Origin of the sequence: Cryobacterium sp. TMT2-42-4 (assembly GCF_004402645.1) — a bacterium.
Lineage (GTDB): Bacteria > Actinomycetota > Actinomycetes > Actinomycetales > Microbacteriaceae > Cryobacterium > Cryobacterium sandaracinum.
Genome location: NZ_SOFT01000009.1, coordinates 1 through 11,432 on the forward strand (window position 1 = coordinate 1; position 11,432 = coordinate 11,432).

Annotated in this window: 12 protein-coding genes and 1 pseudogene; 5 read left to right on the forward strand and 8 right to left on the reverse strand. The window is 69.9% G+C overall.

Features of this window, described 5'->3' with window-relative positions; genetic code table 11:
- On the forward strand, positions 1-418 hold a 418-nt coding region (locus E3O18_RS02150), incomplete at its 5' end, for an HNH endonuclease signature motif containing protein (protein ID WP_134417359.1).
- Between the two features lie 158 nt (positions 419-576).
- Here the strand turns inward: E3O18_RS02150 and E3O18_RS02155 are convergent.
- Positions 577-1,209, reverse strand: coding sequence for an O-methyltransferase (locus E3O18_RS02155; protein ID WP_104101036.1), 633 nt, complete (start codon positions 1,207-1,209; stop codon positions 577-579).
- An 86-nt stretch (positions 1,210-1,295) separates the two neighbouring features.
- Between E3O18_RS02155 and E3O18_RS02160 the strand changes: the two genes are divergently transcribed.
- Positions 1,296-1,676, forward strand: a complete 381-nt coding sequence (locus tag E3O18_RS02160; protein ID WP_134395902.1) for a Sec-independent protein translocase TatB — start codon at positions 1,296-1,298, stop codon at positions 1,674-1,676.
- A gap of 25 nt (positions 1,677-1,701) precedes the next feature.
- Here E3O18_RS02160 and E3O18_RS16010 read toward each other — a convergent pair whose 3' ends face one another.
- Entirely contained in the window at positions 1,702-1,845 is a 144-nt protein-coding gene (locus E3O18_RS16010; protein WP_166784866.1) for a hypothetical protein, read from the reverse strand.
- A 258-nt stretch (positions 1,846-2,103) separates the two neighbouring features.
- On the opposite strand from E3O18_RS16010, the gene ppk2 reads away from it, so the two are divergent.
- Positions 2,104-3,066: a polyphosphate kinase 2 gene (gene ppk2, locus E3O18_RS02165; RefSeq protein ID WP_241976657.1), complete on the forward strand. Its 963-nt coding sequence runs from the start codon at positions 2,104-2,106 to the stop codon at positions 3,064-3,066.
- A 41-nt stretch (positions 3,067-3,107) separates the two neighbouring features.
- Here ppk2 and E3O18_RS02170 read toward each other — a convergent pair whose 3' ends face one another.
- The 4 genes from E3O18_RS02170 to E3O18_RS02185 are packed head-to-tail and all read right to left on the reverse strand — an operon-like array spanning position 3,108 to position 7,790.
- Entirely contained in the window at positions 3,108-4,658 is a 1,551-nt protein-coding gene (locus E3O18_RS02170) for a succinic semialdehyde dehydrogenase (protein ID WP_134417361.1), read from the reverse strand.
- Between the two features lie 58 nt (positions 4,659-4,716).
- Positions 4,717-5,883, reverse strand: coding sequence for an Mrp/NBP35 family ATP-binding protein (locus tag E3O18_RS02175; RefSeq protein ID WP_134395905.1), 1,167 nt, complete (start codon positions 5,881-5,883; stop codon positions 4,717-4,719).
- Positions 5,876-6,472, reverse strand: a complete 597-nt coding sequence (locus E3O18_RS02180; protein ID WP_134395906.1) for a DUF1003 domain-containing protein — start codon at positions 6,470-6,472, stop codon at positions 5,876-5,878. The genes E3O18_RS02175 and E3O18_RS02180 overlap by 8 nt, the downstream gene beginning before the upstream one ends.
- A complete protein-coding gene (locus E3O18_RS02185) occupies positions 6,459-7,790 on the reverse strand; it encodes a CBS domain-containing protein (protein WP_134395907.1) in 1,332 nt (443 codons plus the stop codon). Before E3O18_RS02185 ends, E3O18_RS02180 begins: the two co-directional genes overlap by 14 nt.
- Positions 7,791-7,844: 54 nt before the next feature.
- Here E3O18_RS02185 and E3O18_RS02190 point away from each other — a divergent pair, with 54 nt between their 5' ends.
- Complete coding sequence (locus tag E3O18_RS02190; RefSeq protein ID WP_134395908.1) at positions 7,845-8,426, forward strand: general stress protein; 582 nt, start codon at positions 7,845-7,847, stop codon at positions 8,424-8,426.
- Positions 8,427-8,442: 16 nt separating this feature from the next.
- Here the strand turns inward: E3O18_RS02190 and E3O18_RS02195 are convergent, their stop codons facing one another.
- A complete protein-coding gene (locus E3O18_RS02195; RefSeq protein ID WP_134397793.1) occupies positions 8,443-9,984 on the reverse strand; it encodes an aminopeptidase P family protein in 1,542 nt (513 codons plus the stop codon).
- Between the two features lie 164 nt (positions 9,985-10,148).
- Between E3O18_RS02195 and E3O18_RS02200 the strand changes: the two genes are divergently transcribed.
- A complete protein-coding gene (locus E3O18_RS02200) occupies positions 10,149-11,018 on the forward strand; it encodes a PHP domain-containing protein (protein ID WP_134417363.1) in 870 nt (289 codons plus the stop codon).
- A gap of 182 nt (positions 11,019-11,200) precedes the next feature.
- Here the strand turns inward: E3O18_RS02200 and E3O18_RS02205 are convergent.
- Positions 11,201-11,432: pseudogene (locus tag E3O18_RS02205) on the reverse strand (ATP-dependent helicase); the annotation flags it as partial.

An 11,432-nucleotide genomic window follows, 5' to 3' on the forward strand; every position in this document is an offset into this window, starting at 1 on the left:
CCAGGAGATCCTGTTCGGCGAGAACAACGAGGTCCTTGCCCTCAGCACCGAGAACCGTTTCTTCAACCGGGCCCAACGCCGCGCCCTCGCCGCCCGCGACGGCGGCTGCACCATCCCCGGCTGCACCGTGCCCGCCACCTGGTGCGAAGTACACCACGTGATTCCCTGGCACCGCGGCGGAAAAACCACGATCGACAACGGGGTCCTCCTCTGCTGGTACCACCACCACACTATTGATACTTCCGGCTGGCAAATCCGCATGGTGCGCGGCAAACCTGAAGTCCGGGCACCGTACTGCTACGACCCCACCCGCACCTGGCGGCCCGCCGGGGAACACCGGGCCGGGGCTCCGGCAGGGCCTGGATCTCGGCCTGGATCGCGGCCCGGATCTCGACAAGCCCGACCAACGTCAGGGTGAGTTCCCGGGATCGGGTCACCGGTCTTGGCAGGCGCGACCGACGTCAGCTTGAGCCCCGGGCCGCGAGCGACCTGAGCCCGGTGGTCGAGGCCGTCGAAACCAGGCGGGCCATCTTCCGAACCCGACCGGCTCGACCACCGGAGGGTGTGCTCGACCGTCTAGGCGCGGAGTTTGGTGATCTGCAGCAGGCCGTCGCCCACAGGGGAGAGGGCACTGATGACTGCGGTGGACGAGGCGATGACGGTCAAGAGGGTGCGGAAGCCGGTCGCCACATCGTCGCGCTGGGCCGGGTTGGCCACGCGGCCGCGCCAGAGCGCGTGGGCCACGAGCACGGTTCCGCCCGGGCGGGCCAGGCGCAGGGCATGCTCGACGTACTCGATCACGCACTGCGGATCGGCGTCGACGAACACAATGTCGTAGGAGTTCTCGTTCATGCGCGGCAGCACATCCGCTGCCCGGCCCGTGATCAGGCGTACCCGGTTCGCGGGGATGCCGGCTTCGGCGAAGTTGGCTTTGGCGTGCTGCTGGTGGTCGACCTCGGTGTCGATCGAGGTGAGGGTGGCGCCGGGGGCGCCGGTGAGCAGCCAGATGCCGGAGACGCCGGCACCGGTGCCGACCTCGAGAATGCTCCGGGCCCCGGTGGCGGCCGCGATCACGGCCGATTGGGCGCCGACCGCCGGTGAAATCGCGTCGATTCCGAGTTCCAGGGACTGCTGTCTGGCCCGCGCCACAGCGTCGGACTCCACGACTGAGTCGTCGGAGAATTTCCAGTTCAGATCTTTGTCAGACACAGCGCAACTCCAGTAGGTGAATGGGTCAAGCCTAAGGGGGGGCGGGCATGGTCCGGGGAGGCCTCGCCGGGGGTTATTCTGGGGGAATGTTCGGTTTGACCTTCGAGAAGATATTACTGATCGGGATTGTCGCCGTCTTTCTGCTCGGACCCGAGCGGCTTCCCCACTATGCCGCCCAGCTGGCCCGCCTCGTGAAGCAGCTCCGGAACCTGGCCAACGGGGCCAAAGACCGGATGCGGGACGAGATGGGCCCGGATTTCGACGACGTCGACTGGAAGAAACTCGACCCGCGTCAGTATGACCCGCGCCGCATCATCCGTGAAGCTCTCACCGACGAAGACGAGCTGAAAGGCCAATCGGCGACCGTGTCGCGGGTGGTGCCGAACCCCGACGGCGCCTATCTGCAACGCAAGCGCGCCAGAGAGGCCGCCACGCTGCCGGCGCCCTTCGACTCCGAAGCCACGTAGCCACGAAGCCACGTGGCCAAACGAATCAGGTGACGAGCACACCGGATGCGGCGCATTCGAGCTGGCGGACGTCGGGAACGGGTACGTCGACCACGACCAGGCGCCCGGCCGGGAAGAGCGATTCGCAGGAGGTTCCCTGGTTGGCCGCACCCTTGTCGGTGTCCGCCATGGCCACCCGGTCGATGCCCAGCCGGGAGAGGGCAACGGCCCGTCCGACGGGGGTGGCAGCTCCTCGGCGATGATTTTGGAGCAGGAGAAATGCGCGCTGGGGTCGAACAGGTGCCTGTGCCGCCCGAGGCCAGGCCGAGGCCGAGGGCGGGGCGGTGACCGGCGGTGAGCGGCGCGGTGCGCACCAGAATATGCACGCCGGGCCATACGGGCGATGCGCGCGCGCTACGCTGAACCCACGAATCTGAGGAGTGTGACCGTGTCGAAGTCGAACACCCACGCGAAGCCCAAGCGGGTGCCACTGCCCGTCTACTCCGCCGAGTTGCGCAATCTGCAGACCGAGTTGGTCGCCATGCAGGAATGGGTCAAGGAGTCCGGGGCCCGCATCGTCGTGATCTTCGAGGGCCGGGACGCGGCCGGCAAGGGGTCCGCGATCAAGCGGGTCAGCGAGTTTCTCAATCCCCGCGTCGCCCGGATCGTCGCCCTGCCGGTGCCGACCGAGCGCGAGCGCGGCCAGTGGTACTTCCAGCGGTACATCGAACACCTGCCCTCCACGGGTGAGATCGTGCTGATGGACCGCTCCTGGTACAACCGGGCCGGCGTCGAACACGTGATGGGGTACTGCACCCCCGACGAGTACCGCCGGTTCCTGCACCAGGCGCCCCTCTTCGAACGGATGCTGGTCGAAGACGGCATTCTGCTCGTCAAGTATTGGTTCTCGGTGTCCGACACCGAGCAGGAGAGGCGGTTCCGGTCACGGCTGAACGACCCGATGCGCCGCTGGAAGCTGTCCGGGACCGACCTTTTCTCGATCACGAAGTGGGTCGATTATTCCCGCGCCAAAGACGAGATGTTCGTGCACACCGATCTGCCGGAGGCCCCGTGGTGGGTCGTCGAGAGCGAGGACAAGCGGGCCGCGCGCCTCAACATGATCAGCCACCTGCTGTCGATCGTCCCCTACACGCATCGCGAGCCGCCCCAGGTGACCATTCCGACTCGCCCCGCCGGCTCGGAGTACGAGCGCCCGCCGCGCGAGCTGAACCGGCCCGTGCCGGACATCACGACCACGCTGGGAAAGCCCACGGCTAAGCCGAAGGGCAAGGCCAAGATCAAAAAGAACGCGAAGAAGGCGGCCAAGGCGGAGGCGGCGAAGCTGGCCCCGGAGAAGGCGGCCCAGCAGGCGGCCAAGAAGGAGGCGGCGTCGGCCATGCTGCCCGTCTGAGCCGGGCTCGGGCAGCCGGGTCCCGACCCGGCTGCCCGGGGTCAGCGGCGGCGGATGCCCTTCAGCACGGCCGCCAGCAGCAGCATCGGCCCGGCCAGCCGCTCGAAGTCGTGGCCGGTGCGCGGCAGCTGCACGAGACCCGTCGGGCGCGCGATGGTGACGGCGTCCACGAACCTGAGCAGTCCCTCCGGGCCGTTGCGTCGGCCGAGACCGGACTGCTTCAGGCCGCCCATCGGGGCGGCCACCGAGGAGAACGACCCGCGATAGCCCTCGTTGATGTTCACGCTGCCGGCCTCGAGGGCCCCGCCCACGCGCAGGGCCCGCCGCACGGAACCGGAGAACACCGACGCATTCAGCCCGTAGTCGCTGTCGTTGGCGGCCAGGATGGCCTCCTGCTCCGAGTCGATCACGGTGACCGCGACCACAGGGCCGAAGGTCTCGTCGGCGAAGCACTCCATCGCCGGGGTGACCCCGGTCAGCACGGTGGGTTCGTAGAAGAACGGTCCCAGGTCGGGGCGGGCACGGCCCCCGACCTCGACCGTGGCGCCGTGGGCGACCGCGTCGGCCACCTGCGCGCTCACCCGGTCCAGCTGTGCCTGCGAGGTGAGGGAACCGACGTCCGTCGTGTAGTCGTAGTCGGCGCCGAGCCGGAGCGACCGGGTGACGGCCACGAATTCGCGCAGGAACGCGTCGGCCACACCTCGCTGCACGAAGATGCGCTCGATCGACACGCAGAGCTGGCCCATCGCCGTGAAGCAGGCCGGGGCCGCGTCGGCGGCCGCGCGGGCCGGGTCGGCGTCGTCGAGCACGATCAGCGGGTTCTTGCCGCCCAGCTCGAGCGAGACGCCGGTGAGGTTGCCGGCCGCCTGCGCCGCCACCCGCTTGCCCGTCGCGGTCGACCCGGTGAAGCAGACGTAGTCGGCCTCCGCGGTGACCGCCCCGCCGATCTCCGCGCCGTCGCCGACGACCACGGCCCAGAGTTGCTCGGGCACGCCGGCGTCGATGAATGCCTGACGCAACGACAGGACGCTCAGCGCACCCTGGTCGTCGGCCTTCTGCACCACACCGCAGCCGGCGGCGAGGGCCGGCACGACGTCCATGGCGGCGAGGCTGAGCGGGTAGTTCCACGGGGTGATCACGCCCGCGATGCCCTTGGGCCGGTAGCGCACAGTGGCCGTGATGACGAGCGGGATCGCGGAGTGGCGGCGCCCACCGCGCAGCACGCGCGGCGCGGCCAAGGCATTGAAGCGGGTGACGCCGGCGGCCTGGAAGACCTCCTCGAAGGCCTGGCCGCGGGTCTTGCCGGTCTCCGCCTGCACGGTGTCCTGCAGCAGCCCGCGGCGCTCGAGGATCAGGTCGTGCGCGCGCAACAGGATCGCCCGGCGCCGTGCAAACCCGGCCCGTGCCCAGGCCAGCTGGGCGAGGCGGGCCTGCGCGTAGGCCGCCTGCACGTCGGGGAGGCCGCTGACGGGCAGCTCGTGCAGAACCTCCCCGGTGAAGGGCGCGATCACGGTGACCGTGGCCCCCGTCGTGGAACGTATGGAGCGGGTGAGGGTCGTGATCCCGGCAGGGTCGAGGGGGGAGGCAGGCATGCCCGAAGTCTAGGTGGGGACGGCGCGTGCGCTCCGCCGCGGTGCCGGCGCGGCGACGCTACTTCGGGGTGATGCCGAGGCTCAATCCGGAGAGGCCGCGCGCCCGGGTGGCGAGGCGGTCGGCAACCACACGGATGGCCACAGCCGCGGGGTCGGTCGGGTCGCCGTGCACCACGGGCACCCCGGTGTCCCCGCCGCTGCGGAGCGGCACGCTGAGGGGAACCTGGGCGAGCAACGGTACGGGGAACTCGTGCCCGGCGCCGAGCCGGCGCGCGACCTCGGCGCCGCCCCCGGAACCGAACAGCTCCAGCACCGTGCCGTCGGGCTGCACGATCCCGGCCATGTTCTCGATCACGCCGTAGATGGTCTGGCCGGTCTGCCGGGCCACGACACCGCTGCGTTCGGCGATGTCGGCGGCGGCCGGTTGTGGGGTGGTGACGACGATGACCTCGGCCTGGGGCAGCAGCTGCCCGACCGAGATGGCCACGTCGCCGGTGCCCGGCGGCAGGTCCAGCAGCAGGATGTCCAGGTCGCCGAAGTAGACGTCGGTGAGGAACTGGGTGATCGTGCGGTGCAGCATCGGCCCGCGCCAGGCGACCGCGACGGAGCCGTCCTCCACGAACATGCCGATCGAGATGACCTTCACGTCGAAGGCGATCGGCGGCAGGATCATCTCGCCGACCTGGGTCGGCTTGACTGCGGCGGACTTGCCCGTTTCGGGGGAAGGCGGGGTGACCAGGCCGAGGAGTCCGGGAATGGAGAACCCGTAGACATCCGCGTCGACGATGCCGACCCGCAGGCCGCGCTCGGCCAGGGCCACGGCGAGGTTCGCGGTGATTGTGGACTTGCCGACCCCGCCCTTGCCGCTGGTGATGGCGTAGACCCGGGTGAGCGAGTCCGGGCCGAACTGGTTGCTGCGGGCTTCCTTGCCGCCGCGCAGCTTCTCCGTCATCGCACGGCGCTGCTCGCGCGTCATCACGCTCACATCCACGGTCACGTTGCCGGGGCCGGCCACGGACTCCACGGCGCGCAACACATCGCGCTCGATCTGCCGGGCCGCCGGGCAGCCGGCGATGGTGAGACGGATGCCCACGAGGGCGCGGCCGTCGACGATCCGCACCCCGGCGACCATGTCGAGGTCGGTGATCGGCTTGCGGATCTCCGGGTCGATCACCCGGGCCAGGGCGGTGAGCACCTGGTCGGCGGAAAAGAGGGGCTCAGGCACTGGGCGATCGCTCTTCGCGGTCGCGGTCTCGCTCGCGGTCGCCCTTGCGGAGGCGTTTCCGGGTCTGCTTGTCCTGATCTTCGCGCTCTTCCAGGTTGTCGAGAAGGGCGCGCAGTTCGGAGCGGAGGAAATCGCGGGAGGCGAGATCCTTCATGCCGAGGCGCAGCGCCACCACCTCCCGGGCGAGATATTCGGTGTCGGCCAGGTTGCGTTCGGCGCGCTGCCGGTCCTGTTCGAACTGCACCCGGTCACGGTCGTCCTGGCGGTTCTGCGCCAGCAGGATCATCGGGGCCGCGTAGGAGGCCTGCATCGACAAGACCAGGGTCAGCGCGATGAAGCCGAGCGACACGGAGTCGAAGCGCCACTGCACCGGTGCGAGCGTGTTCCAGGCGATCCAGCTGACGGCGAAGAACGTCAGCCCGAGCAGGAACCACGGCGTGCCCATGCCGCGGGCGATGGCCTCGGTGAACCGGCCGAAGCGGTCGCGGCTGGGGCGGTCGCGGCTACGCCGGCGGTTGCGGCCGAGGGCGGGCGTGCGCAAACCCTTGGGGGAGTCGAGGCGGAGATCCGCTCGGTTAGCTCGGGCCATTGCCGGTCCTCCGTCCGTGGTGCAGCGGGATGCTTCCCGTGGTCAGCTCGGTGCGGGCCTCGGCCCGGCGGCGCACGTCGTCGTTGCCATCGTGGCTGCGCCAGTCGTCGGGCAGTAGATAGTCGAGGACGTCGTCAATCGTCACCACCCCGACGAGTCGGTGGTTGTCGTCGACCACGGGCACGGAGACGAGGTCATAGCTGGCGAGGATGCGGGTGACCTCCGCGGCCGAGGTGTCGGCGGTGACGGGATCGAGACCCTGGTCGAGCAGTGTGCCAAGGCGTTCGTGGGGCGGGTAGCGCAGCATCCGTTGGAAATGCACCATGCCGAGGAATCGGCCGGTGGGCGGCTCGTAGGGCGGGAGGGTGACGCAGATGGCCGCGCCGAGGGCCGGCGCCAGGTCGTGACGACGGATGAGAGCGAGCCCCTCCGCGACCGTGGCATCGGCCGAGACGATGATCGGTTCGGTCGTCATCAGGCCGCCGGCGGTGTCGGGGGCGTAGGTGAGCAGGAAGCGCACATCGTCCGCTTCCTCCGGCTCCATCAGGTCGAGCAGCTGTTCGCCGAGCTCCTCCGGCAGCTGCGCGATCAGGTCGGCGGCGTCGTCGGGCTGCATGTGGTCGAGCACGTCGGCGGCGCGGGCGTCGCCGAGCCGGGTCAGGATGCTGACCTGCTCACTTTCCGGCATCTCCTCGAGGGCGTCGGCGAGGCGGCCGTCCGGCAGCTCGCCGGCAACCTCGTGCATGCGCTCCGGCGGGAGGTCGAGCAGGGTATTCGCGAGGTCGGCGGGCTTGAGGTCGGAGTAGGTGGCGATGAGCTGCTCGGCCGACTGGGCCTGGCCCTCGGTGGTCTGCTCGCGCACCTCGGCCCAGTCCGTGAAGGTCGTGGCGCCCTTCGCGAAGAGGGACAGGCTGGTCTTGGGGCGGCGCACGAAGAGCTGGCTGATCGCCCAGCCGCCCTGGGGGAGCTCCTCGATCGAGACGTCTTCGATGGTCGCCTCACCGGAATTGTCGTTGAAGACCACCGTGCGGCCAAGCATCTCGGCAATGACGCGCACCTCGCCGCCGCGCTGCTCGAAGCGGCGCACGTTGATCAGGCCGGTGGTGATGATCTGACCCGAACCGATGCTGGTGACGCGCCCGATGGACACGAAAACGCGGCGTTTGCCCGGGATCTCCACGATCAGGCCGACGACGAGGGGCGGGTCGTTTTTTCGGTAGACCACCAGCACGTCCCTGACCTTGCCCACACGGTCTCCCGCGGGGTCGAAAACGGTACACCCGGCCAAACGGGCAACGAAGACTCTGGTGGCAGACACAGATCAAATCTAGGCCACCTTCAGGGCGGATCGGTCGTGTGAAAGAATGGACTCATGAGCAATCAGAGCCCCTTCGGCGGGCGCAGGGCCGCATTGTTCCCCGTTTTACCCAAGGGGGAGGTGCTCGCGACATACGCCACCTATGGCGAGGCTCAGGAAGCCGTGGACACTCTGGCGAAGTCCGACTTCCCGGTGAAGCAGGTCTCCATCCTCGGCAACGACCTCAAAACCGTCGAGCGGGTCACCGGAAAACTCACCTGGGGGCGCGTCGCTCTTGCCGGTGCGGCCTCCGGCGCCTGGCTGGGCGTGTTCTTCGGGCTGCTGTTCTTCATCTTCTCGCCGGATGGTGCGGGCCTGCCGTTCGTATTCGCCGCCGTGATGATCGGTGCCGGGTTCGGCATGCTGTTCGGGGTCGTCAGTGCCGCGCTCAATCGCCGTCGCCGCGACTTCACATCGACCATGCAGGTGATTGCCAGTACCTATCAGGTGATCGTCGACGGCGCCCTGGTCAACCGGGCCCGGAACCTTCTCGCCGGGCACGCTGAGGCCGAACGGGCGGTGCCGGCTCCGCCGCATCCGTCGGATCCCCCTCGCGTCGAAGATCCGCCCGCGGCTCCGCAGCATCCGCTGCCCTGACAGTCCGCGACCAGGTTCAGGTGGTGAGGGCGGCGATCCAGGCCTCGACCGCCTCGATGGTGCGGGGGATGCCGGCCGACAGGTTCTCCGGGCCGTCCGCAGTGACCAGGATGTCGTCTTCGATCCTTACGCCGATGCCGCGGTACTCCTCAGGCACCGTCAGGTCGTCGGGCTGAAAATAGAGGCCGGGTTCGATCGTGAACACCATTCCGGGCTCGATCACGCCGTCCATGTACATCTCGCGGCGCGCCTGCGCGCAGTCGTGCACGTCGAGGCCGAGGTGGTGGCTGGTGCCGTGCACCATATAGCGGCGGTGGTGGCCGTTGTCGGGCAGCAGGGCCTCCTCGGCGGTGACGGGCAGCATGCCCCACTCGGCCGTGCGGCGCGCGATGACCGCCATCGCCGCGGCGTGCACGTCGCGGAACACGGCGCCGGGACGCGCCACGGCGAACGCGGCATCCGCTGCCTCGCGCACGGCGTCGTAGACGCGGCGCTGCACGTCGGTGAAGGTGCCGTCCACCGGGAGGGTGCGGGTGATGTCGGCGGTGTAGTAGCTGTCGACCTCGACGCCGGCGTCGATCAGGATCAGGTCGCCGGGCACGACGGCGCCATCGTTGCGGGTCCAGTGCAGGATGCAGGCGTGAGGGCCGGACGCGGCGATCGTGTCATAGCCGACCGCGTTGCCGTCGGACCGGGCCCGGGTGTTGAACACGCCCTCGACGAGCCGTTCGCCGCGGTGGTGGGTGCTCGAGCGGGGCAGGTCCCGGATAACGTCCTCGAAGCCGCGGGCCGTGGCGGCGACGGCGAGGCGCATCTGGGCGATCTCGTAGGAATCCTTGACCAGGCGCAGCTCCGACAGGCCGCGGGCGAACTGCTCGTCGGCGGCGTGGTCGCCGTTGATCTCGAGGCTGAACGGCGAGTCGGAGGCGTCGGTCGTGAGCACCTTCTCCGCCGCGAATCGGAGGCGGGCCTCGTCGACCTCGGTGGTGACGAGCGGGTCGGCCTCCCGCAGCACGAGGCTTTCGGTGTCGATCGTGTTCATGACCAGGGCCAGGTCGGCGATGCCGCGCACCGGCACGCCGAGGTCGGCGGCAACCTGGGCGATCCCGGGGCGTGGGCCGATCCAGAATTCGCCGATATCGGGGTTCGCGTAGAACTCGTCCGAGTCGCGGCCGGCCCGCTCGCGAAAGTAGAGGGTGGTGTCGTGGCCGGTCGCTGTGGGTTCGAGCACCAGCACGGCGCCGGGTTCGGCGTCGCTGCCCCAGCCGGTGAGGTAAGCGAAGGCCGAGTGTGCGCGGAACGCGTAGTCGGTGTCGTTGGAGCGCTGCTTGAGACGGCCGGCGGGGATGATCAGACGCTGTCCGGGGTGCATGCCGGACAGGCGTTCGCGGCGGGCGGCCGCGAAACGCGCCTGCTCGCGGGCGAGCGGCAGCTCTTCGGTGCGCTCGGCCCAGTCGCTGGAGATGTACGCCTTGAACCCGGCCGAACCGGGGGTGGTGGAGCGGTTCTCATTCGATCGGGGAGCAGGGGTGATCGCGGTTTCGCTGGAAGTGGCCATGGCCCATTGTCCCATTGAGCTAGGAGGTCGGGGCGTGGGCGGCCACGATCGGGCGGTGGTCGCTGCCGGCCCCGTCTCCCGACTCGATCACGCGCAGGCCCTGACGGCGCCGGCTGGGAACCCCGCGGGACGGTCCGGGTCCGCCGCACAACTAGCATGGGGGAATGCTTGGTGCTCGACGATTCCGCGGTCCGATCGACCTGCACACGCATTCGAGCGTGTCGGATGGCACGGAGACCCCGTCGCAGCTTGTGCGGGCCGCCGCCGCGGCCGGCCTGGGCACGGTCGCACTGACCGACCACGATTCGACCGCCGGCTGGGCCGAGGCCGGTGTTGCCGCCCGCACCGCCGGACTCACACTCATCCCCGGCATGGAATTCAGCACCCGGGTGGGCTTCTCCAGCGTGCACCTGCTCGCGTACCTGTTCGACCCGTCCAACGCCGGCATCGTGGCCGAAACCGCCCGGGTGCGGCAGGCTCGGCTGGTGCGCGCCGAGCAGATGGTGGAGCGCATCGGCGTCGACTACGCCCTGACCTGGGAAGACGTGCTCGCCCAGACCACGCCGGATGCGACGGTCGGCCGCCCGCATATCGCCGACGCACTGGTGGCCCGCGGGTTCGCGCTCACCCGGAGCGAGGCCTTCGCGGGAATCCTGCACTGGGAGGCCGGCTACTATCAGCCCCACTACGCGCCGGACCCGCTGCGGGCCATCACCCTCGTACGCGCGGCCGGTGGGGTGCCGGTCATCGCGCACCCGGCGACGCGCGGGGCAGTCGACGTCATCCCCGAAGCGAAATTGGCCCGGTTGGCCGAAGCCGGCCTTTTCGGGCTCGAACTCGAGCACCGGGAGAACAGGCCCGAGGCGAAGGCCCACCTCTACGCGCTCGCGGAGAAGTACGGACTCTTCATCACCGGGTCCAGCGACTACCACGGCGAGGGCAAGCCGAACCGCCTGGGCGAGAACACGACGGCGTCTGAGGTGCTCGAGCGCATCATCGAACAGGGAACGGGCTCGCCGCCCGTCCACGGCTGACGCCGCCCACCCGAGGGAACCGGGCGCACGGTCTACCATGCGCCGCGAGCCCTCACGTGAGCCGCCGCGGAGGCAAACGACAAGCGCCCCCGCCGAAGCGAAGGCGCTTACGGCCGGAACTGCCGTGCAGGAACTGCCTCGCAGGGGGTGGCTAGTTGGGGGGGTGGCTAACTGAGGGGTGGCTAGCTGGGGGTGCCGGCCTGCGGGGCGTGGCGACGCGTGCGGCTCCGACGCCGCGGGGCGCTGTTGCCGTCGTGGTGCTCGGCGCCGCCGCCGTCGTGGGTGCCGGCGGCCGGGGTGATGACCGGGGCATCCGGGTTGGTGGTCGCGCTGACCCGGGTGCGCGAGCGCGGCGGGCGACTGCCGGCCTGCTCGCCGGAGTGGCTCGCGCCCGAGCGTGCGGCGTCGGTGTGA